Raw genomic sequence first — 20,866 nt, 5'->3', positions numbered from 1 at the left:
TGTTTCGCGCGTCATCACAAAAACCTCAGGAGCAAAACTCCATGTCGCAGAAGATTTTCAGAAAAGGCTTTCTGGCCCTGGCGGTAACCGCCGCGATGGGCATGACTTCTCTCGCCCAGGCCGACGTCGTGATCGGCGTCGCCGGCCCGCACACCGGGGCCAACGCCTCCTTCGGCGAGCAATACTGGCGCGGAGCGACCCAGGCCGCCGAGGACATCAACGCCGCCGGCGGCGTCAACGGCGAGAAGATCAAGCTGGTGAAGGCGGACGACGCCTGCGAGCCGAAACAGGCCGTGGCCGTGGCCAACCGCCTGGTGGACGAAGACAAGGCGGTGGCGGTGGTCGGCCACTTCTGCTCCTCCTCCACCATCCCCGCCTCGGAGGTCTACGACGAGGCCGGCATCATCGCCATCACCCCCGGCTCGACCAACCCGCAGGTCACCGAGCGCGGCCTCTCCGGCATGTTCCGCATGTGCGGCCGCGACGACCAGCAGGGCATCGTCGCCGGCGACTACATCGTCGACGTGCTCAAGGCCAAGAAGGTCGCGGTCATCCACGACAAGGACACCTACGGCCAGGGCCTGGCCGACGCCACCCGCGCGCAGCTGAACAAGCGCGGCGTGAAGGAGGTGCTGTACGAAGGCCTGACCCGCGGCGAGAAGGACTTCAACGCCCTGGTCACCAAGATCCGCGCCTCCGGCGCCGAGGTCGTCTACTTCGGCGGCCTGCACCCCGAGGCCGGCCCGCTGGTACGGCAGATGCGCGAACAGGGCCTGACCGCCAAGTTCATGTCCGACGACGGCATCGTCACCGACGAACTGGTCACCACCGCCGGCGGCCCGCAGTACGTCAAGGGCGTGCTGATGACCTTCGGCGCCGACCCGCGGCTGATCCCCGACGGCAAGGCGGTGGTCGAGAAATTCCGCGCCGGCGGCTTCGAGCCCGAGGGCTACACCCTCTACGCCTACGCCTCGGTGCAGGCCCTGGCGGCCGGCTTCAACGGCGCCGGCAAGACCGACCCGGCGGCTGCCGCCAAGTGGCTGAAGTCGCACCCGGTACAGACTGTGATGGGCAAGAAGGAGTGGGACCAGAAGGGCGACCTGAAGGTCTCCGACTACGTGGTCTACGAGTGGGACGACAAGGGCAAGTACCACCAGCTGGACGCTTTCAAGAAGTGACCCCGGCCTGAAGCGCCGACTGCCGGCGCCGCCACGAGCGGCGCCGGCATCCCCCGCAGGTCGACGTCGCCCGCTGGCGGTCACGAGCCGCACCAGGGCGCCACGTCAGCCTTTTCCTGCCCCGCATGCGTGAGTACCCAATCGTGGACGGCATCTTTCTCCAGCAAATGATCAACGGTCTGACCCTCGGGTCGGTCTACGGCCTGATCGCCATCGGTTACACGATGGTCTACGGCATCATCGGCATGATCAACTTCGCCCACGGCGAGGTTTACATGGTCTCGGCCTACCTTTCCGCCATCGGCCTGGCGCTGCTGGCCTTCTTCGGCCTGCACTCCTTCCCGCTGCTGATCCTCGGCACGCTGATCTTCACCATCTTCGTCACCGGCGTGTACGGCTGGGCGATCGAGCGCATCGCCTACAAGCCGCTGCGCAACTCCACGCGCCTGGCGCCGCTGATCAGCGCCATCGGCATGTCGCTGATCCTGCAGAACTACGTGCAGCTGTCCCAGGGGCCGCGCCAGCAGGGCGTGCCGACGCTGCTCGAAGGCGCCTTCAAACTGCACATCGGCGACGGCTGGGTGCAGCTGACCTACACCAAGCTGTTCATCCTGCTGGCCTCCTTCGCCGGCATGGCCGTGCTCACCTACGTGATCCAGTACACCAAACTCGGGCGCATGTGCCGCGCCACCCAGCAGGACCGCAAGATGGCCTCGATCCTGGGCATCAACACCGACCGGGTGATCTCCTACGTGTTCGTCATCGGCGCCGCCATGGCCGCGCTGGCCGGCGTGCTGATCACCATGAACTACGGCACCTTCGACTTCTACGCCGGCTTCATCATCGGCATCAAGGCGTTCACCGCCGCGGTGCTCGGCGGCATCGGCTCGTTGCCCGGGGCCATGCTCGGCGGCCTGATCCTCGGCGTGGCCGAGGCGCAGTTCTCCGGCATGGTCAACACCGACTACAAGGACGTGTTCGCCTTCGGGCTGCTGGTGACCATCCTCATCTTCCGACCGCAGGGACTCCTGGGCCGGCCCCAGGTATCGAAGGTGTGAGCATGGCTACCGCAACCGCTTCCACCCCGCGCATCGACCTCAAGCAGAGCCTGGTGGACACCATCCTCGCCGGCCTGGTCGCCCTCATCGTGTTCGGCCCCATCGTCGGCATCGTGCTCGACGGCTACAGCTTCAACCTGCAACCCGTGCGCCTGGCCTGGATGGTCGGCGCGGTCATGGCCGGGCGCCTGCTGCTCAGCCTGTTCCTGCAGACCGCCGCCGGCAGCCGCGTCCTCGACCGTTTCGAGGGCTCCGACTCCGGCATCCAGGTGCTGCCGCCGGGCTACAAGACACGCCTGCGCTGGATAGTCCCGCTGCTGGTGGTGGCCGCAGTGGCCCTGCCGTTCTTCGCCAACAAGTACCTGCTCACGGTGGTCATCCTCGGCCTGATCTACGTGCTGCTGGGCCTGGGCCTGAACATAGTGGTGGGCCTGGCCGGGCTGCTCGACCTGGGCTACGTGGCCTTCTACGCCATCGGCGCCTACGGCCTGGCGTTGGGCTACCAGTACCTGGGCCTGGGCTTCTGGACGGTGCTGCCGCTGGCCGCCATCACCGCGGCGATGGCCGGGGCGCTACTGGGCTTCCCGGTGTTGCGCATGCATGGCGACTACCTGGCCATCGTGACCCTGGGCTTCGGCGAGATCATCCGCCTGATCCTCAACAACTGGCTGTCCTTCACCGGTGGCCCGAACGGCATGCAGGTGCCGGCGCCGACCTTCTTCGGCCTGGAGTTCGGCCGCCGGGCCAAGGAGGGTGGCACGCCCATCCACGAGTTCCTCGGCATCGACTACAACCAGAACCTCAAGTTCATCTTCATCTACGCCGTGCTGTTCCTGGTGGTGCTGTTGGTGCTGTACATCAAGCACCGGCTGACGCGCATGCCGGTGGGCCGCGCCTGGGAAGCGCTGCGCGAGGACGAGATCGCCTGCCGCTCGCTGGGCCTGAACCACGTGCTGGTCAAGCTCTCGGCGTTCATGCTGGGCGCCTCCACCGCGGGCCTGGCCGGGGTGTTCTTCGCCAGCTACCAGGGCTTCGTCAACCCGTCGTCGTTCACCTTCTTCGAGTCGGCGCTGATCCTCGCCATCGTGGTGCTCGGCGGTATGGGCTCGACCCTCGGGGTGGTGATCGCCGCCTTCGTGCTGACGGTGACGCCGGAGCTGCTGCGCAGCTTCGCCGACTACCGCGTGCTGCTGTTCGGCATGCTCATGGTGCTGATGATGATCTGGCGCCCGCGCGGGCTGATCCGCATCAACCGCAGGGGCTTCGCCGCACGCAAGGGGGTGGCGCCATGAGCGACAAGATTCTCAGCGTCGAGCACCTGATGATGCACTTCGGCGGCATCAAGGCGCTCAACGACGTCAACCTGGACGTGGAGCGCGGTTCCATCACCGCGCTGATCGGCCCCAACGGCGCCGGCAAGACCACGGTGTTCAACTGCCTGACCGGCTTCTACAAGGCCACCGGCGGGAAGATCCTGCTCAACACCCAGGGCGCCACCACCGACGTCATCAAGATCCTCGGCCAGCCGTTCCAGGGCGGTGACTTCGTCAACCCGGCGCAGTTCGGCAGCCGCCTGTACTACAAGATGTTCGGCGGCACCCACCTGGTGAACCGCGCGGGGCTGGCGCGCACCTTCCAGAACATCCGCCTGTTCCGCGAAATGTCGGTGGTGGAGAACCTGCTGGTGGCGCAGCACATGTACGCCAACCGCAACCTGGTCTCCGGCATCCTCAACACCCCCGGCTACCGCCGCGCCGAAAACGACGCCCTGGACCACGCCTTCTACTGGCTGGAGGTGGTCGACCTGGTGGACTGCGCCAACCGCCTGGCCGGCGAGATGTCCTACGGCCAGCAGCGCCGCCTGGAGATCGCCCGGGCCATGTGCACGCGCCCGGAAATCGTCTGCCTGGACGAACCGGCCGCCGGCCTCAACCCGCAGGAGACCCAGGCGCTGAGCCGCATCGTGCGCTTCCTGCGCGACCACCACGGGATCACCGTGCTGCTCATCGAGCACGACATGGGCATGGTGATGAACATCTCCGACCACATCATCGTGCTCGACCATGGCGATGTGATCGCCCGCGGCCTGCCGGCGGAGATCCGCAGCAACGACAAGGTGATCGCCGCCTACCTGGGCGCAGACGAAGAGGAGGTCGCATGACGGCGCCGATTCTGGAATTCCGTGATGTGGATGTGTTCTACGGGCCGATCCAGGCGCTGAAGAAGGTTTCCCTGACCGTTGGCGAAGGCGAGACGGTGGCGCTGATCGGCGCCAACGGCGCCGGCAAGTCCACCCTGCTGATGTCCATCTTCGGCCAGCCGCGCGCGGCCGCCGGGCAGATCCTCTACCGCGGCCAGGACATCGCCCGGCGCTCGGCGCACTACGTGGCCTCCAACGGCATCGCGCAGTCGCCGGAGGGGCGCCGGGTGTTCCCCGACATGAGCGTGGAGGAGAACCTGCTGATGGGCACCATCCCCGTCGGCATGGACCACGCCCAGGAAGACATGCAGCGCATGTTCGACCTCTTCCCGCGCCTGAAGGAGCGGCGCAACCAGCGCGCCATGACCATGTCCGGCGGCGAGCAGCAGATGCTCGCCATCGCCCGCGCGCTGATGAGCCGGCCCCGGCTATTGCTGCTCGACGAACCCTCCCTGGGCCTGGCGCCCATCGTGGTCAAGCAGATCTTCCAGACCCTGCGCGAACTGGCGCAGACCGGCATGACGCTGTTCCTCGTCGAGCAGAACGCCAACCACGCGCTCAAGCTCTCCGACCGCGGCTACGTGATGGTCAACGGCGAGATCCGCATGAGCGGCACGGGCCAGGAGCTGCTGGGCAACCAGGAGGTGCGGGACGCCTATCTGGGGGGGCACTGACGTGCCGGCGGCAGGCTACAGGCGGCAGGCTGCAGGCAAGAGCCCGCACTGCTTTAGGCCTGCAGCCTGCAGCCTGAAGCCTGCCGCCCGAAGGAGCTTTCATGCCAACTGTTCGTTTTCTGAGTAACGCCGACGTCGCCGAGCGCCTGGCTTATCCACAGCTGATCGAGGCCCTGCGCCAGGGCCTGGCCGGCAGCTGCGAGGCGCCGGTGCGTGGCTGCCATGCGCTGCCCGGCGACGCCACGCTGCTGACCATGCCGGTGTGGCGGCCAGGGCAGGACATCGGCGTCAAGCTGGTCACCGTGTTCCCCGGCAACGGCGCGCGCGGGTTGCCGGCGGTGGCCGCGCTGTTCTGCCTGTTCGACGGTGTCGACGGCCGCCCCCTGGCGCTGCTCGAAGCCTCCGAACTGACCGCCCGGCGTACCGCCTGCACCTCCGCGCTGGCGGCGGACCACCTGGCGCGGCGCGATGCCGAGCGCCTGCTCATCGTCGGCAGCGGCACCCTGGCGCCGCACATGGTGCGGGCCCACTGCACGGTGCGCGGGTACCGTGAGGTCGCCATCTGGGGGCGCCACCCGTCGAAGGTCGCCGCGCTGGTCAAGCGTCTGGCCGCCGAGGGCTACCCGGTGCGGGCCTGCGAAGACCTCGCATCAGGCGTGGCCGCGGCCGACACCGTCAGTTGCGTGACCACCTCCCGCGAGCCGCTGGTGCACGGCGAGTGGCTGAGCCCCGGCACCCACCTCGACCTGGTGGGCGCCTTCCTGCCGAGCATGCGCGAGACCGACAGCGAGGCCGTGCGCCGCGCGCGCATCGTCGTCGACACCCGCGAAGGCGCGCTGGAGGAAGCCGGCGACCTGTTGATTCCCCTGGCCGAGGGCGCCATCGCCGAATCGGCCATCCATACCCAGCTCAGCGACCTGCTGCAGGGCCGCGGGCTGCGCCGCGACGACCAGGAGATCACCCTGTTCAAGTCGGTCGGCTACGCCCTGGAAGACCTGATTGCCGCGCGCCTGCTGGTGGAGCAGGGGGGCTAGCGGGTTATCCAGCGAAACTGTGGAGGACGCTGTGGATAAGGTTGGGGCAGCTGCCGCAAAGCACCGCCCCGACCCGCCTGCGGGGCGTCGCCGGTTTTTTCGCCAGGTGGCGTAAAGCCCTGTATATACAGACAGTTGGGCGGCTTGCGTGGGCGTCGGCGGGCCGTGCGGGTTGTCCACGGAATCTGTTGGGCAATCTGTGGATAAGCTTGGGAAAGCCGGCGCCGGCCCATGCCCTGCGCGGGGTGTGCGGCATTGGCCGGTTTTTCGCCTGGCCCCCGACTGGGGAGTGCCGGCCAGGCCACCGCTGCGCTTGTCCCCGGCTGCTGTTGAAAAACCTGTGGAAAACCTGGGAGCAGACTTCCCTGCGGTCCAGCCCCGGGCGCTTGCCGAACTGTTTGGCCGTTGTTGGCGGCGGCTGTAGCGCAGGTCGGGCGGGGAGGGCTGCTATCCTGCCAGGTCCGACAGAACATCCCGCCAGCAGAGGAATTGGCCCATGACTCCCACCCTGTTCATCACCGGTGCCACATCCGGCTTCGGCGAAGCCTGCGCCCGTCGTTTCGCCCGCGACGGCTGGTCGCTGGTGATCACCGGCCGCCGCGAGGACCGCCTGCAGGCCCTGGCCAAGGAACTGTCCAGCCAGGCCGAAGTACTGCCGATCACCCTCGACGTGCGCGACCGCGCCGCCGTGGCCCATGCCGTGGACAACCTGCCGGCCGGCTTCGACAAGCTGCGCGCGCTGATCAACAACGCCGGCCTGGCCCTGGGCGCCGACCCCGCGCAGGAATGCGACCTGGACGACTGGGACACCATGGTCGACACCAACATCAAGGGCCTGATGTACTGCACCCGCCTGCTGCTGCCCCGGCTGATCGCCCACGGCCGCGGCGCCAGCATCCTCAACCTCGGCTCGGTGGCCGGCCAGTGGCCGTACCCGGGCAGCCACGTCTACGGCGCCACCAAGGCCTTCGTCGAACAGTTCTCCCTGAGCCTGCGCTGCGACCTGCAGGGCACCGGCGTGCGCGTCAGCAACCTGGAGCCGGGCCTGTGCGAAAGCGAGTTCTCCCTGGTGCGCTTCGGCGGCGACCAGGCCCGCTACGACAAGACCTACGCCGGCACCGAGGCGCTGCAGCCCGAGGACATCGCCGAGACCATCCACTGGATCGTCAACCAGCCGCCGCACATCAACATCAACAGCCTGGAGATCATGCCGGTGAGCCAGGCCTGGGCCGGCTTCTCGGTGCATCGCAAGGGGTGAGGGGTGGGTTGGGCCAGGACGTAGGGCGAATAACCGTTCGCGGTTATCCGCCGCTACACCTCGGCTCGAGCCGATCCCGTGACCAACCCTGGGCGACCTCCAGGGGCAGGCCAATCGGCGGATAACGCCGTAGGCGTTATGCGCCCTACGGTCGTCGCCCGCGCGTTATCATCCGCCAACTCCTCCCCGCCACAAGAGCCTCCTGATGAGCAAACCAGGCCAACGCGTGCTGGCTGAACTGCGCAAGATGATCGCCTCCGGCGAGCTGGCCGCCGGCGAGCGCATCGTCGAGATCCCCACCGCCGAGCGCCTGCAGGTGTCGCGCATGCCGGTGCGCATGGCGTTGCGCGTGCTGGAGCAGGAAGGGCTGCTGGTCAAGGCCGGCAACCGCGGCTACACGGTGCGCGAAGTCACCGAGGAGGACATCGCCGGCGCCGTCGAAGTGCGCGGCGTGCTGGAAGGGCTGGCAGCGCGCCAGGCCGCCGAGCGCGGCATCTCCGAGGACACCCGGGCGGTCCTGCAGACCTGCCTGGACGAAGGCGACCGCATCTTCGCCAAGGGCCACGTGCTGCCCGAGGACCTGGAGGCCTACCACAGCCTCAACATGCGCTTCCACCAGGCGATCATCGAGGCCAGCGGCAACCGCGCCATCGACGAGGCCCTGGCGCGCAACGACCACCTGCCGTTCGCCTCGGTCAGCTCGCTGGCGGTGGACCGCGACAACCTCCCGCGCGAATACCAGCGCTTCAACTTCGCCCACATGCAGCACCACGCCGCCTACGACGCCCTGGTCAACGGCCAGGGCGCGCGGGCCGAGGCGATCATGCGCGAGCACGCCAACGCCACCCTGCGCTACGCCGCGTACTTCCATCCGCCGCGGGAGGGGGTGGCGGTGCTGAAGAAATCCACGGCGACGGAAAAGGACCGGTCGTAGGACCAACCAGCTGTGCCGGGATGCTTTCGTAGGAGCGAGCTTGCTCGCGAACGGGCTTCACCATCGTGCCTGGCCCGAAGAGCGCCCTCTCCCTAGCCCTCGGCTGCGCGCCCCGCCCTGAAGGGAGAGGGGACCGTTCGGTGCGTCCAGGCATTCCCGAGTTAGCCGGTAAGCGTGGGGATATTCGGCGAGAACCATGTTTCCAGCCGGCACGGACAAGCCCCCTCTCCCTTCAGGGAGAGGGCTGGGGAGAGGGGACGGAGTCAAACCGAAACACCGAAGCCGCCTGGAAACTCCCTTCGCGAGCAAGCTCGCTCCTACAAATCACGCCTGCCCCCGATGGATCGCCTGGGGCGACATATCGCGGATAAATCCGCTCCTACAGATCCAACACCAACCGCGCACTCCGCGAGCGCGAGCAGCAGGGGGTGAACTGGTCGTTGGCAGCCTGCTCGTCCTCGGTCAGGTACTGGTCACGGTGCTCCGGCACACCTTCCAACACCCGCGTCAGGCAGGTGCCGCAGATGCCCTGCTCGCACGCCACCTGCACCTCCACACCGATGCCGCGCAGCGCTTCCACCACGCTCTGCCCATCCTCCACGCGCACCACCTGGCCGCTGCTCGCCAGCTGCACTTCGAAGGCTTCGCCGCCGACGTCCGGCTCGGCGCCGAAATACTCGCGGTGCAGGCGTGCCTCGTCCCAGCCCAGGGCGCGGGCACTGTCCAGCACGTGCGCCATGAAGCCCGCCGGGCCGCAGGTGTACAGCTGCGCATCGCCCGCCTGGGCGGCCAGCAGCGCGGCCACGTCCAGGTGCCGCGCCGCTTCGCCGCCGTCGAAATGGCAATGCACGCGGGTGGCGAAGGCGGACTGTGCCAGGTACTCGACGAAGGCTGCCTGCCGCGCCGAGCGGGCGCAGTAGTGCAGTTCGAAGTCGGCGCCGCTGCGGGCCAGGTGCTCGGCCATGCTCAGCAGCGGCGTGATGCCGATGCCGCCGGCCAGCAGCAGGCGCCGCCCCGGGCCTTCGGCGAGGGGGAAGAGGTTGCGCGGTTCGCCAATGCGCAGCGGCTGCCCGGCCTGCAACCCGTGCACCGTGCGCGAGCCGCCGCGGGAGTCGGCGCAGCGCAGCACGGCGATGCGGTAGCGGTGGGTTTCGCCCGGCGCATTGAACAGCGAGTACTGGCGCACCAGCCCGCCGGGCAGGTGCAGGTCGATGTGCGAGCCGGCGCTGAAGGCCGGCAGGGGGCCGGCGTCGGTGCGGGCCAGGTCGAGGCTGAGGATGTCCGGGGTTTCCCGCTGCACGCGGGTGATGACGACGTCTAGCACGGTGGTGGTCTCACGCTTGGCCGGCCACGCGGGCCGGCGCTGGAAGGGCGGTCAGGCGCTGGCGATCAGCGCGGCGGCAGGCTGGCGCTCGGCCTCGCAGAGGCGTTCGAGGATGCGCCGCGACTGCACGCCGCCGGCGTCGATGTTCAGCTTCAGCAGTGGCCGCTGCGGGTGGCGCAGCAGGTTCTGCTGCTGCTGTTCGAGCATCTCCAGGTCCTCGCCGAAGATCTTCCCCTGGCCCTCGCGGATGGTCGCGGTCAGCGCTTCGTCCCGGGGCTGGAAGTTGCGCGCCATGCCCCAGAAGTACCAGATGGAGGTCTCGGTCTCCGGGGTGATGAAGTCCACCACTATGCTCGACGCCTTGTGCTGCGCCGGCGCGTGGTAGCCACCGTGGCCGGCGTGGGCCACGCCCACCTCGATCAGCACGTGGCTGGGCGGGGTGAAGCGGCAGATCTGCCAGCGGTCCACCGGCACGTCGTCGGCCAGGCCGTTGCCGCGCAGGGCCATGCGCCAGAAGGGCGGGGCCATGACGTTTTCCATGTGCCGCTCGGTGATCACCTCGTCGCCCTCCACGCGGGTCTTCGGTGCGGCTTCGTCGATCTCCTTCTGGCCGATGCTGCTGGCGTGCACGTAGGTCTCGTGGGTGAGGTCCATGAGGTTGTCGATCATCAGCCGGTAGTCGCACTGGATGTGGTACAGGCCGCCGCCGTAGGCCCAGTCCGGGTTGTCGGCCCATTCCAGGTGGTGGATCAGCGCCGGGTCGGCCTCGGCGGCGTCGCCCGGCCACACCCAGACGAAGCCATAGCGCTCCTCCACGGCGAACCTGCGGATGGCCGGGAAGCCGCGTACGCGCTGGCCGGGCATGGACTCTGTGTGGCCCGAGCAGCCCATGGCCAGGCCGTGGTAGCCGCAGACCAGCTTGCCATCCTCGACGAAGCCCAGCGACAGCGGCGCGCCGCGGTGCGGGCAGAAGTCCTCCAGCGCCGCCACCCGGCCCTCGGGGCCGCGGTAGAAGACCATCTTCTCGCCGCAGACCTGCCGGCCCAGGGGCTTGTCGGCGATCTCGTCGGGGGTGCAGGCGACGTACCAGGCGTTCTTCGGGAACATGGGGTGATCCTCATCTTGTGGTTGTTATTGGATCCAATGGTTCGCTTCGAGGGCGAAGGCTGTCAACCCGCATGGTCGAAAAATAATCAGTTCGTTAATCGAACGATTTTCCGGGGTAGGCGAAAACTCCGATATTTGCTTGGTTTCTCCTGGGGCTGCGGTGCCGGAAAGGGGGGCGGCCAGCGATGCCTTGCCGATATTGGGATCCAATGAGGCTTGTTTTCGGGATCCACTGCTGCCAGGGTGTGCGCCACCGAGCCTCCACAAGAACAACAAGAGGAACCTGCCATGCCGGCCTTGCCTTGCCCGTGCTGCGTCCAGCCCCACGCCCCGTCGACCCAGGGGGTGCGCCCATGAACCGCGACCTGCGCGCCGCCCTCGACCAGGGCCCGATGAACCGCTTCCAGTGGACGGCCATCGGCATCTGCATCCTGCTCAACATGATCGACGGCTTCGACGTGCTGGTGATGGCCTTCACCGCCGCCTCGGTGTCCGCCGAATGGGGCCTGAACGGCGCCCAGGTCGGCCTGCTGCTCAGCGCCGGGCTGTTCGGCATGGCCGCCGGCTCGCTGTTCATCGCCCCGCGCGCCGACCGCTTCGGACGCCGCCCGCTGATCCTCTTCTGCCTGCTGCTGTGCGGCACCGGCATGCTGCTCTCGGCCTTCGCCCAGAGCCCGACGCAACTGGCCCTGCTGCGCGGCTTCACCGGCCTTGGCATCGGCGGCATCCTCGCCAGCAGCAACGTGATCGCTGCCGAGTACGCCAACCGTCGCTGGCGCCCGCTGGCGGTCAGCCTGCAGTCCACCGGCTATGCCCTGGGCGCCACCTTCGGCGGGCTGCTGGCGGTGTGGCTGATCGGCCACTGGGGCTGGCGCTCGGTGTTCCTCGCCGGCGGCGTCGTCTCCCTGGCGGCCATCCCGCTGGTGCTGGCGGGCCTGCCCGAGTCCCTCGACTTCCTGCTCGCCCGGCGCCCGGCCAACGCGCTGGCGCGGGTCAATGCCCTGGCCGCGCGCCTGGACCTGGGGCAGCTGGACGAACTGCCGGCGGCGCGGGTGCGCGGGGCAGGGGGCGTGGCCGCGCTGCAGCTGCTGGCCCCCGCGCTGCGCCGCTCGACCCTGCTGATCTGGCTGCTGTTCTTCCTCGCCATGTTCGGCTTCTACTTCATCATGAGCTGGACGCCCAAGCTGCTGACCGCCGCCGGCCTCACCGCGCAGCAGGGCATCACCGGCGGCGTGCTGCTGAGCTTCGGCGGCATCTTCGGCGCCGCCCTGGTCGGCGCGCTCTCGGCGCGCGTGCCGCTGCCGCGGGTGCTGCAGGGCTTCATGCTGGTCACCGCCGTGCTGCTGGTGCTGTTCCTCGGCTCGGCGTCGTCACTGGCCGCAGCGCTCGGCCTGGGCCTGCTCATCGGGGTGTTCGTCAACGGCTGCATCGCCGGGCTCTACGCGCTGTCGCCGCAGGTCTACCCGGCCGACGTGCGCGCCACCGGCGTGGGCTGGGCGATCGGCGTCGGCCGCCTGGGGGCGATCCTCTCGCCCACCGTGGCCGGGCTGTTGCTGGACGGCGGCTGGCAGCCGCTGCACCTGTACGGGGTGTTCGCCGTGGTCTTCGTCGCCGCCGCCCTGGTGCTGCTGGGCCTGCGCCCGTCGGCGCCGGCCGGTGAACCGCTGGCCGCGCACTGAGGGTGCCTCAATGCTGCCCGTCGATGATCGCCTCGGCGATGCTGTTGCGGAACCACTCCAGCGCCGCCGAGTGCTCGCTGCTGGCGCGCCAGTGCAGGGACACCTCGAACGCCGGCACGGCGAAGGGCAGTTCGAGCATCTTCAGCCCGCCCTCGGCGACGAACATGCGGGCGATCTGCGCCGGCAGGATGGTCAGCAGGTCGGTGCCGGGGATGATCTTCGGCAGCACCGAGAAGTGCGGCACGCGCAGGGCGATGCGGCGCTCCAGCTTCATCGCCTGGAGCACGTCCTCGGCGATGCCGTGGCCGGAGGTGCGCGTCACCACCACGTGGCGCTCGGCCAGGTAGCCGGCCAGCTCCAGGCGCTCGCCGATGCGCGGGTGGTCGGCGCTGAGCAGGCACACGTAGCGCTCCTGGATCAGCACCCGGCTGCGGCTGCCGGGCACCGCCTGGCGGCAGATGGCGGTGTCCACCTTGCCGCTGGCCAGCCAGTCGCCCACCTCGTCCACCTGCAGCGGCAGCACCTCCACCTCGGCCAGCGGCGCCTCGCGGTTCAGCCGCGCCAGGATCAGCGGCAAAAAGCCCAGCTCGCCGAGGTCGGACAGGGCGATGCGGAAGCGCCGCTCGGTGCTCGCCGGGTCGAACTGGCGGGTGCTCTGCACCGCGCCCTCGATGCGCGTCAGCGCCTCGCGCAGGGTGCCGTACAGCTGCTCGGCGACGAAGGTCGGCTGGATGCCGTCGCGGCTGCGGCTGAACAGCGGGTCGTCGAACAGCTCGCGCAGCCGCGCCAGGGCATAGCTCACCGAGGGCTGGGTGACGAACAGGCGCTCGGCGGCGGCGGTCACGCTGCCGGCCTCGTAGAGGGTGACGAAGGTGCGGATCAGGTTGAGGTCGATCTGGGCCATGGTATTCGCATAGATGGTTTTTATTTTAGATAGAAAGACTATCGATTTGATCGATTATCAGGCCGCTGCGACAGTAGCGCAAACCCAAGAACGAGCCTGAAGGGCCAGCATGAAAACCGTCCACTCCGCCTCCTACGACATCCTCCGGCGCCACGGCCTGACCACCGTCTTCGGCAACCCCGGCTCCAACGAGCTGCCGTTCCTCAAGGACTTCCCCGAGGACTTCCGCTACATCCTCGGCCTGCACGAGGGCGCGGTGGTCGGCATGGCCGACGGCTTCGCCCTGGCCAGCGGCCAGCCGGCCTTCGTCAACCTGCATGCCGCCGCCGGCACCGGCAACGGCATGGGCGCGCTGACCAATGCCTGGTACAGCCACAGCCCGCTGGTGATCAGCGCTGGCCAGCAGGTGCGCTCGATGATCGGCGTGGAGGCCATGCTGGCCAACGTCGAGGCGCCGCAACTGCCCAAGCCGCTGGTGAAGTGGAGCGCCGAGCCGGCCTGCGCCCAGGACGTGCCGCGCGCGCTGAGCCAGGCCATCCACATGGCCAACCTGGCGCCCAGGGCCCCGGTGTACCTGTCCATCCCCTACGACGACTGGGCGCAGCCGGCGCCGGCGGGCGTCGAGCACCTGGCCGCGCGCAACGTGGCCAGCGCCGGGCTGCCTTCGCCGGCGCAACTGGGGGAACTGGCCGGGCGCCTGTCGCGGGCGAGCAACCCGGTGCTGGTACTGGGGCCGGACGTCGATGGCGCCCGCGCCAACCCGCTGGCCGTGCAACTGGCGGAGAAGCTGCGCATGCCGGCCTGGGTCGCACCGTCTGCCTCGCGCTGCCCGTTCCCCACCCGCCACCCGTGCTTCCGCGGCGTGTTGCCGGCGGCCATCGCCGGCATCTCGCAACGGCTCGCCGGGCACGACCTGATCCTGGTGGTGGGCGCCCCGGTGTTCCGCTACCACCAGTTCGCCCCGGGCGACTACCTGCCCGCCGGCGCCGAGCTGGTGCACATCACCTGCGACCCCGGCGAGGCCGCCCGCGCGCCCATGGGCGATGCCCTGGTCGGCGATATCTTCCTCACCCTGGAGGCCCTGGTGGAAGCCGTCCGCCCCAGCGCCCGGCCGCTGCCCGAGGCCCTGCCGCGCCCGGCGCCACGCGCCGCCGAAGCCGGCCCGCTGCACCCGGAGACGGTGTTCGACGTGATCGACGAACTGGCCCCGGACGATGCCATCTTCGTCAAGGAATCCACCTCCACCGTGACCGCCTTCTGGCAGCGCGTGCAGATGCGCCAGCCGGGCAGCTACTTCTTCCCGGCCGCCGGCGGCCTGGGCTTCGGCCTGCCGGCGGCGGTCGGCGTGCAGCTGGCGCAGCCGCAGCGGCGGGTGATCGGCATCATCGGCGACGGCTCGGCCAACTACGGCATCACCGCGCTCTGGACCGCCGCGCAATACCGCATCCCGGCGGTGTTCATCATCCTCAAGAACGGCACCTACGGCGCCCTGCGCTGGTTCGCCGGGGTGCTCAACGTGCCCGACGCGCCGGGCCTGGACGTGCCCGGCCTGGACTTCTGCCAGCTCGGCCGCGGCTACGGCGTGCGCTCGGTGCAGGCGGCCGACGCCGCGAGCCTGCGCGAGGAACTGGCCCGCGCCCTGGCTGGCGACGAGCCGGTGCTGATCGAGGTGCCCACCCTGACCATCGAGCCCTGACGCGTGCGCGCCCTGCCTGGGGCGCTCCCCGCTACACCCACAGAAAAATAACAAGAGGTGGTTATGCACAAGACGACAGTCGCGGCGGTGATCGACGCCGCCCGCTTCAACCGCACCCACTGGCTGATCCTGGCCTGGGGCTGCTTCATCATGCTGTTCGACGGCTACGACATGGTGGTCTATGGCTCGGTGGTGCCGCGCCTGATGCACGAGTGGCAGCTGACCCCGGTGCAGGCCGGCACCCTGGGCAGCTGCGCGCTGTTCGGCATGCTCTTCGGCGGCACCCTGCTGGCGCCCCTGGCAGACCGCTTCGGCCGGCGCCGCCTGGTGATCCTGATGACCCTGCTGGCGAGCCTCGCCGCCTTCCTCACCGGGCATGCGCGCAACCCGCTGGAGCTGGGCGTCTGCCGCTTCGGCACCGGCCTGGCGCTGGGCGCCCTGGTGCCCAGCGCGGTCAACCTGATCAGCGAGTTCGCCCCGGCCGGGCGCCGCGCCACGCTGATCACCGTGATGTCCAGCTTCTACTCGGTGGGCGCGGTGCTCTCGGCGCTGGTGGGCATCGCGCTGATCCCGCAGTGGGGCTGGCAGTCGGTGTTCTACGTCGCCGTGCTGCCGGTGCTGGCAGTGCCGCTGATGCTGCGCTACCTGCCGGAGTCGGCGGCCTTCCTCGAACTCAAGGGCCGCCGCGGCGAGCTCGACACGCTGCTGGCCAAGGTTGAGCCGAACTACCGCCCGGGCACCGAACTGGCGATCGCCGAGGTGGATGCCGATGCCGACAAGGCACGCCTGCCGCAGCTGTTCAACGCCGGCCAGGCACTGGGCACCCTGCTGCTGTGGGTGGGCTTCGCCATGTGCATGCTGATGAGCTACGGCCTCAACACCTGGCTGCCGAAGCTGATGGCCAACGGCGGCTACCCGCTGACCTCCAGCCTGGTGTTCCTCGTCACCCTCAACGTCGGCGCCACCCTCGGCGCGCTGTTCGGCGGCTGGCTGGCCGACCGCCTCGGCACCCAGCGCACCCTGGTGCTGTTCTTCGCCCTGGCCGCGGCTTCGCTGGCGGCGCTGGGCGTCAACCCCGGCCCCTGGCTGCTCAACACCCTGCTGGTGATCGCCGGCGCCACCACCATCGGCACCCTGGCGGTGATCCACGCCTACGCCTCGCAGTTCTACCCGGCCCACGTGCGTTCCACCGGCGTCGGCTGGGCCGCGGGCATCGGCCGCCTCGGCGCCATCGCCGGGCCCATGCTTGGCGGCAGCCTGTTGGCCCTGGAGCTGCCGTTCCAGGAGAACTTCCTGGCCTTCGCCCTGCCCGGCGTCATCGGCGCGCTGGCCATCGGCTGCATCCGCGTACGCCCGCGCGCCGTCGGCGCGGCCTTCGCCGCCCCGGAAAAAACCGTTTGATCAGGAGACCGTCCATGACCGCTTACACCGACTTCCACCTGCAACCCCTCGCCGGCGAATGGCGCACCGGCAGCACCGGCAAGCCGCTGCGCGACAGCAACCCCTACGACGGCAGCCTGCTGGCGGAAATCCCCCAGGCCAGCCGCGAGGACCTGGACGCCGCCTACCGCAAGGCCGCCGAGGTGCAGCCGGCCTGGGCCGCGCTGGCGCCGGCTGCGCGCGCCGCGTTGCTCTACCGGGTGGTGGAAGTATTCGACCGGCGCCGCGAGGAAATCATCGACTGGATCATCCGCGAGTCCGGCAGCACCCGCCTGAAGGCCACCCTGGAATGGGGCGCGGCGCGGGGCATCACCCTGGAGTCGGCGTCCTTCCCCAGCCGCGTGCACGGGCGCATCCTCGACTCCAACATCCCCGGCAAGGAAAGCCGCGTATACCGCAGCGCCATCGGCGTGGTCGGCGTCATCAGCCCGTGGAACTTTCCGCTGCACCTCACCCAGCGCTCGCTGGCCCCGGCCCTGGCGCTGGGCAACGCGGTGGTGGTCAAGCCGGCCAGCGACACTCCGGTGTGCGGCGGCCTGCTGCTGGCGCGCATCTTCGAGGAGGCCGGGCTGCCGGCCGGGGTGCTCAGCGTGGTGGTCGGCGCCGGCAGCGAGATCGGCGACGCCTTCGTCGAGCACCCGGTGCCCGGCCTGGTGACCTTCACCGGCTCCACCCCGGTGGGGCGCAACATCGGGCGCATCGCCAGCGGCGGCGCGCACCTCAAGCACGTGGCCCTGGAACTGGGCGGCAACAGCCCCTTCGTGGTGCTGGAGGACGCCGACCTGGAACAGGCGGTGAACGCCGCGGTGTTCGGCAAGTTCCTGCACCAGGGGCAGATCTGCATGGCGATCAACCGCATCATCGTGGTCGACGCGCTGTACGACGCCTTCGCCGCGCGCTTCGTCGAGCGCGTGAAGCAGGTGAAGGTCGGCGACCCGCAAGCGGCCGAAACCGCCATCGGCCCGATCATCAACGCCCGCCAGCTCGAAGGCCTGCTGGAGAAGATCGCCCTGGCCCGCCGCGAAGGCGCCAGGCCGCTCTACGAGGGCGGCGTGCAGGGCCAACTGCTGGCGCCCCACGTCTACGGCGAGGTCGGCCCGGAGATGGAGATCGCCCGCGACGAAATCTTCGGCCCGCTGATCGGCCTGCTGCGCGCCCGCGACGAGGCCCATGCCCTGGAGCTGGCCAACGCCAGCGAATACGGCCTTTCCAGCGCCGTGTTCACCCGCGACCTGGAGCGCGGCGTGGCCTTCGCCCGCCAGGTGCGCGCGGGCATGACCCACGTGAACGACATCCCGGTCAACGACGAGGCCAACGCGCCCTTCGGCGGCGAGAAGAACTCCGGCCTTGGCCGCTTCAACGGCGACTGGGCGATCGACGAGTTCACCCGCGACCACTGGGTGAGCGTGCAACGGGAGGCGCGCCACTACCCGTTCTGATGCTCTAGCCGGTTCTGCCAGTAACCCCACCCACGGTGCGCCCATGCAGGCGCGCCGTGGGCCGCTGCACCCTGAAAAACGGAGAACAATAACAATGCAAAGCCGTCACACCGCCGTATTGCCGTCCCTCGCCTGCGCAGCGCTGCCGCTGTTCGCCTGCCTGCCCGCGCAGGCCGAGGAGGGCGGCTTCTTCGAGGACGCGCGCACCGACCTGGTACTGCGCAACTACGCGTTCAACCGCGACTTCCGCGACCACAGCGCCGGCAAGAGCCTGGTCAACGAATGGGCCCAGGGCTTCATCCTCAAGTTCACCTCCGGCTATACCCGCGGCCCGCTGGGCTTCGGCGTGGATGCCCTGGGCCTGTACGGGGTGAAGCTGAACAGCAGCCGCGACCAGAGCGGCTCCGAACTGCTGCCGGTGCACGACGACGGCAAGGCCGCCGACGAATACGGGCGTGTGGCGGTGGCCGCCAAGCTGCGGCTGTCGGCCAGCGAGCTGAAGCTGGGCGAGATGCTCCCGGACGTGCCGGTGCTGCGCTACGACGACGGCCGCCTGCTGCCGCAGACCTTCCGCGGTGCGGCGCTGGTGTCCCGCGAGTGGGACGGAGTGAGCCTGTATGGCGGGCGCTACGACCAGGTCAGCCTGCGCAACTCGGCGGACCTGCAGGACCTGTCGTCCTGGTCGGCGCCCACGGCGAAATCCGATGCCTTCAACTACGCCGGCGCGGAGTACCGCTTCAACGACCAGCGCACCCTGGTCGGCGCCTGGTACGCGCAACTGGAGGACATCTACACCCAGCGCTACTTCAACCTGCTGCACAAGCAGCCGGTGGGCGACTGGCTGCTGGGCGCCAACCTCGGCCTGTTCTTCGACCGCGACGACGGCCGCGCCCTGGCCGGCGACATCGACAGCCACACCGCCTACGCTCTGCTCTCGGCCAACCATGGCGGGCACACCTTCTACGTCGGCCTGCAGAAGGTCGGCGGCACGGGCATGTGGCAGTCGGTCTACGGCAGCAGCGGCAGGACCATGGGCAACGACATGTTCAACGGCAACTTCACCAACGAGGACGAACGCTCCTGGCAGCTGCGCTACGACTACGACTTCGCCGCGATGGGCGTGCCCGGCCTGGTGAGCATGGTGCGCTACGGCAAGGGCGACAACGCCACCACTGCGGCCGGCAGCGGTGGCAAGGAATGGGAGCGCGACCTGGAGCTGGGCTACACGGTGCAGAGCGGGCCGCTGAAGAAGCTCAACGTGCGCGTCAACCACGCCAGCAACCGGCGCAGCTTCAACAGCGATTTCGACCAGACGCGGGTGATCTTCAACTATCCCATTTCGCTCTGACGACGAGGGGCATTCGCGGGTCGGTGCGTGGGGCGACCCATCGCGGACGGAGTCCGCTCCTACGGTGCAGGTGCGTAGGGCGAATAACCGTTCGCGGTTATCCGCCGCTACACCTCGGCTCGGCCCGGCTCCGCGGCGAACCTTGGCGACCTCCACGGCCGGGCCAATCGGCGGATAACGCCGTAGGCGTTATGCGCCCTACGGGAGGACGGTGCGTAGGGCGAATAACCGTTCGCGGTTATCCGCCGCTACACCTCGGCTCGGCCCGGCTTCGCGGCCAACCTTGGCGACCTCCACGGCCGGGCCAATCGGCGGATAACGCCGTAGGCGTTATGCGCCTTACGGGGGAGCGAAGCGATACCCATCAACCCGCCAGCAACCAAACCCCGGCACCGGCCGAAGCCAGGCCCGCCACACGCACCAGCGGCGCCGCGGCCTGCGGCAGGAAGCGCACTAGCGCATAGCCCGCGGCGTGCAGCGCGGCGGTGGCGCCGACGAAGCCGGCGGCGTAGGCCCAGGGGCTGGACAGTTCCGGCAGCTCCAGGCCGTGGGCGATGCCGTGGGCCAGGGCGAACAGTGCGGTCACCGCCATGGCCAGCGGCAGCGGTGGGCGCACCGCCAGGGCCACGCACAGGCCGAGGGCGAGCACCGAGGCGGCGATGCCGGTCTCGACGAAGGGCAGTTGCACGCCGTCGAAGCCGAGCAGGCCGCCGAGCAACATGGCGCCGACGAAGGTGCAGGGCAGCGCCAGGCGCGCCGCGCCCTGCTGCTGGGCGGCCCAGAGGCCCACGGCGAACATCGCCAGCAGGTGGTCGAGGCCGGTCAGCGGGTGCAGCACGCCGGCGGCCAGGCCGTGGTCGCCGTGGCCGGGGTGGGCGAAGGCGAGAGCCGGGGCGAGGCACAGCGCCAGGGCGAAAAGGCTTTTGCGCAGGGACATGGGAACTCCTGGGTGGGATTGTCTGGGAAACCGCTTCAGGCCGCGCTCAGCAGCCCCTGGCGTTCGATGAAGGCGATGATCTCGTCCAGCCCCTGGCCGGTCTTCTGGTTGCTGAACACGAAGGGCCGCTCGCCGCGCATCTTCTTCGCGTCGCGCTCCATCACCTCCAGCGAGGCGCCGACCATCGGCGCCAGGTCGATCTTGTTGATCACCAGCAGGTCGGACTTGCAGATGCCCGGGCCGCCCTTGCGCGGGATCTTGTCGCCGGCGGAAACGTCGATCACGTACAGCGTCAGGTCCGACAGCTCCGGGCTGAAGGTGGCCGAGAGGTTGTCGCCGCCGGACTCCACCAGGATCAGCTGCAGCCCGGGGAAGCGGCGGTTGAGCTGGTCCACCGCCTCCAGGTTGATCGAGGCGTCCTCGCGGATCGCCGTGTGCGGGCAGCCGCCGGTTTCCACGCCGATGATCCGCTGCGGCTCCAGCGCCTCGTTGCGCACCAGGAACTGCGCGTCCTCCTGGGTGTAGATGTCGTTGGTCACCACGGCCAGGTCGTAGCGCTCGCGCAGGGCGCGGCACAGGGCCAGGGTCAGGGCGGTCTTGCCGGAGCCCACCGGGCCGCCGATGCCGACGCGCAGGGGTTGGGAGTTCATGCAGGG

The 20,866-nt window shown here is 69.3% G+C and carries 18 protein-coding genes; 13 read left to right on the top strand and 5 right to left on the bottom strand.

What is annotated here, in order from left to right; all coding sequences use genetic code 11:
• The first annotated feature begins 41 nt into the window (after positions 1-41).
• The 8 genes from DK254_RS24985 to DK254_RS24950 all read left to right on the top strand — a co-directional run bounded on the left by DK254_RS24985 (position 42) and on the right by DK254_RS24950 (position 8,336).
• Positions 42-1,178: a branched-chain amino acid ABC transporter substrate-binding protein gene (locus DK254_RS24985; protein WP_009613410.1), complete on the top strand. Its 1,137-nt coding sequence runs from the start codon at positions 42-44 to the stop codon at positions 1,176-1,178.
• 143 nt (positions 1,179-1,321) lie between these two features.
• Positions 1,322-2,236 (top strand): branched-chain amino acid ABC transporter permease LivH, encoded by a 915-nt coding sequence (locus DK254_RS24980; RefSeq protein ID WP_089390024.1) that lies wholly within the window; start codon positions 1,322-1,324, stop codon positions 2,234-2,236.
• A 2-nt stretch (positions 2,237-2,238) separates the two neighbouring features.
• A complete protein-coding gene (livM, locus tag DK254_RS24975) occupies positions 2,239-3,528 on the top strand; it encodes a high-affinity branched-chain amino acid ABC transporter permease LivM (protein WP_109935979.1) in 1,290 nt (429 codons plus the stop codon).
• Positions 3,525-4,397 carry an ATP-binding cassette domain-containing protein gene (locus DK254_RS24970; protein WP_109935978.1) on the top strand — a complete coding sequence of 291 codons (873 nt, stop codon included), beginning with the start codon at positions 3,525-3,527 and terminating at the stop codon, positions 4,395-4,397. Before livM ends, DK254_RS24970 begins: the two co-directional genes overlap by 4 nt.
• Positions 4,394-5,110, top strand: a complete 717-nt coding sequence (locus tag DK254_RS24965) for an ABC transporter ATP-binding protein (RefSeq protein ID WP_109935977.1) — start codon at positions 4,394-4,396, stop codon at positions 5,108-5,110. The genes DK254_RS24970 and DK254_RS24965 overlap by 4 nt, the downstream gene beginning before the upstream one ends.
• Before the next feature lie 101 nt (positions 5,111-5,211).
• Positions 5,212-6,144, top strand: a complete 933-nt coding sequence (locus DK254_RS24960; RefSeq protein WP_109935976.1) for an ornithine cyclodeaminase family protein — start codon at positions 5,212-5,214, stop codon at positions 6,142-6,144.
• A gap of 496 nt (positions 6,145-6,640) precedes the next feature.
• Entirely contained in the window at positions 6,641-7,402 is a 762-nt protein-coding gene (locus DK254_RS24955; protein WP_089390029.1) for an SDR family oxidoreductase, read from the top strand.
• A 205-nt stretch (positions 7,403-7,607) separates the two neighbouring features.
• A complete protein-coding gene (locus tag DK254_RS24950) occupies positions 7,608-8,336 on the top strand; it encodes a GntR family transcriptional regulator (RefSeq protein WP_109935975.1) in 729 nt (242 codons plus the stop codon).
• Between the two features lie 379 nt (positions 8,337-8,715).
• On the opposite strand, the gene DK254_RS24945 is transcribed toward DK254_RS24950, so the two are convergent.
• The gene (locus DK254_RS24945; protein ID WP_109935974.1) at positions 8,716-9,660 is read right to left on the bottom strand and encodes a PDR/VanB family oxidoreductase; all 945 of its coding nucleotides are present in this window, start codon (positions 9,658-9,660) and stop codon (positions 8,716-8,718) included.
• Between the two features lie 51 nt (positions 9,661-9,711).
• Complete coding sequence (locus DK254_RS24940; RefSeq protein ID WP_109935973.1) at positions 9,712-10,767, bottom strand: aromatic ring-hydroxylating dioxygenase subunit alpha; 1,056 nt, start codon at positions 10,765-10,767, stop codon at positions 9,712-9,714.
• A gap of 353 nt (positions 10,768-11,120) precedes the next feature.
• Between DK254_RS24940 and DK254_RS24935 the strand changes: the two genes are divergently transcribed.
• The gene (locus tag DK254_RS24935; protein WP_109935972.1) at positions 11,121-12,446 is read left to right on the top strand and encodes an MFS transporter; all 1,326 of its coding nucleotides are present in this window, start codon (positions 11,121-11,123) and stop codon (positions 12,444-12,446) included.
• 7 nt (positions 12,447-12,453) lie between these two features.
• On the opposite strand, the gene DK254_RS24930 is transcribed toward DK254_RS24935, so the two are convergent.
• Positions 12,454-13,350 carry a LysR family transcriptional regulator gene (locus DK254_RS24930; RefSeq protein WP_109935971.1) on the bottom strand — a complete coding sequence of 299 codons (897 nt, stop codon included), beginning with the start codon at positions 13,348-13,350 and terminating at the stop codon, positions 12,454-12,456.
• A gap of 109 nt (positions 13,351-13,459) precedes the next feature.
• Between DK254_RS24930 and mdlC the strand changes: the two genes are divergently transcribed.
• The 4 genes from mdlC (at position 13,460) to DK254_RS24910 (ending at position 19,273) form a co-directional block, all read left to right on the top strand.
• Positions 13,460-15,046 (top strand): benzoylformate decarboxylase, encoded by a 1,587-nt coding sequence (gene mdlC, locus DK254_RS24925; protein WP_109935970.1) that lies wholly within the window; start codon positions 13,460-13,462, stop codon positions 15,044-15,046.
• 63 nt (positions 15,047-15,109) lie between these two features.
• Positions 15,110-16,447, top strand: a complete 1,338-nt coding sequence (locus DK254_RS24920; protein ID WP_109935969.1) for an aromatic acid/H+ symport family MFS transporter — start codon at positions 15,110-15,112, stop codon at positions 16,445-16,447.
• 14 nt (positions 16,448-16,461) lie between these two features.
• On the top strand, positions 16,462-17,925 hold the full coding sequence (locus tag DK254_RS24915; RefSeq protein ID WP_109935968.1) for an aldehyde dehydrogenase family protein: 1,464 nt from the start codon (positions 16,462-16,464) through the stop codon (positions 17,923-17,925).
• A 94-nt stretch (positions 17,926-18,019) separates the two neighbouring features.
• Positions 18,020-19,273, top strand: coding sequence for an OprD family porin (locus tag DK254_RS24910; RefSeq protein ID WP_109935967.1), 1,254 nt, complete (start codon positions 18,020-18,022; stop codon positions 19,271-19,273).
• A 364-nt stretch (positions 19,274-19,637) separates the two neighbouring features.
• Here DK254_RS24910 and DK254_RS24905 read toward each other — a convergent pair whose 3' ends face one another.
• Together DK254_RS24905 and ureG are read right to left on the bottom strand one after the other, a co-directional pair.
• A complete protein-coding gene (locus tag DK254_RS24905) occupies positions 19,638-20,210 on the bottom strand; it encodes a HupE/UreJ family protein (protein WP_109935966.1) in 573 nt (190 codons plus the stop codon).
• A 35-nt stretch (positions 20,211-20,245) separates the two neighbouring features.
• A complete protein-coding gene (gene ureG, locus DK254_RS24900) occupies positions 20,246-20,860 on the bottom strand; it encodes an urease accessory protein UreG (protein ID WP_109935965.1) in 615 nt (204 codons plus the stop codon).
• Between the last annotated feature and the right edge of the window lie 6 nt (positions 20,861-20,866).

This window comes from Pseudomonas sp. RW407 (assembly GCF_003176655.1).
Classification (GTDB): Bacteria; Pseudomonadota; Gammaproteobacteria; order Pseudomonadales; family Pseudomonadaceae; genus Pseudomonas; species Pseudomonas delhiensis.
Note: the sequence above shows the minus strand (reverse complement) of the source record. Positions and strands in the feature narration are given on the sequence as shown.

What these genes read in the sequence shown, in the direction of transcription:
- DK254_RS24920 (WP_109935969.1), top strand. Translation starts at nt 15,110, where the DNA reads ATGCACAAGACGACAGTCGCGGCGGTGATCGACGCCGCCCGCTTCAAC.
- DK254_RS24940 (WP_109935973.1), bottom strand. Translation starts at nt 10,767, where the DNA reads ATGTTCCCGAAGAACGCCTGGTACGTCGCCTGCACCCCCGACGAGATC.
- ureG (WP_109935965.1), bottom strand. Translation starts at nt 20,860, where the DNA reads ATGAACTCCCAACCCCTGCGCGTCGGCATCGGCGGCCCGGTGGGCTCC.
- DK254_RS24905 (WP_109935966.1), bottom strand. Translation starts at nt 20,210, where the DNA reads ATGTCCCTGCGCAAAAGCCTTTTCGCCCTGGCGCTGTGCCTCGCCCCG.
- livM (WP_109935979.1), top strand. Translation starts at nt 2,239, where the DNA reads ATGGCTACCGCAACCGCTTCCACCCCGCGCATCGACCTCAAGCAGAGC.
- DK254_RS24985 (WP_009613410.1), top strand. Translation starts at nt 42, where the DNA reads ATGTCGCAGAAGATTTTCAGAAAAGGCTTTCTGGCCCTGGCGGTAACC.
- mdlC (WP_109935970.1), top strand. Translation starts at nt 13,460, where the DNA reads ATGAAAACCGTCCACTCCGCCTCCTACGACATCCTCCGGCGCCACGGC.
- DK254_RS24930 (WP_109935971.1), bottom strand. Translation starts at nt 13,350, where the DNA reads ATGGCCCAGATCGACCTCAACCTGATCCGCACCTTCGTCACCCTCTAC.
- DK254_RS24915 (WP_109935968.1), top strand. Translation starts at nt 16,462, where the DNA reads ATGACCGCTTACACCGACTTCCACCTGCAACCCCTCGCCGGCGAATGG.
- DK254_RS24965 (WP_109935977.1), top strand. Translation starts at nt 4,394, where the DNA reads ATGACGGCGCCGATTCTGGAATTCCGTGATGTGGATGTGTTCTACGGG.
- DK254_RS24910 (WP_109935967.1), top strand. Translation starts at nt 18,020, where the DNA reads ATGCAAAGCCGTCACACCGCCGTATTGCCGTCCCTCGCCTGCGCAGCG.
- DK254_RS24935 (WP_109935972.1), top strand. Translation starts at nt 11,121, where the DNA reads ATGAACCGCGACCTGCGCGCCGCCCTCGACCAGGGCCCGATGAACCGC.
- DK254_RS24960 (WP_109935976.1), top strand. Translation starts at nt 5,212, where the DNA reads ATGCCAACTGTTCGTTTTCTGAGTAACGCCGACGTCGCCGAGCGCCTG.
- DK254_RS24955 (WP_089390029.1), top strand. Translation starts at nt 6,641, where the DNA reads ATGACTCCCACCCTGTTCATCACCGGTGCCACATCCGGCTTCGGCGAA.
- DK254_RS24970 (WP_109935978.1), top strand. Translation starts at nt 3,525, where the DNA reads ATGAGCGACAAGATTCTCAGCGTCGAGCACCTGATGATGCACTTCGGC.
- DK254_RS24950 (WP_109935975.1), top strand. Translation starts at nt 7,608, where the DNA reads ATGAGCAAACCAGGCCAACGCGTGCTGGCTGAACTGCGCAAGATGATC.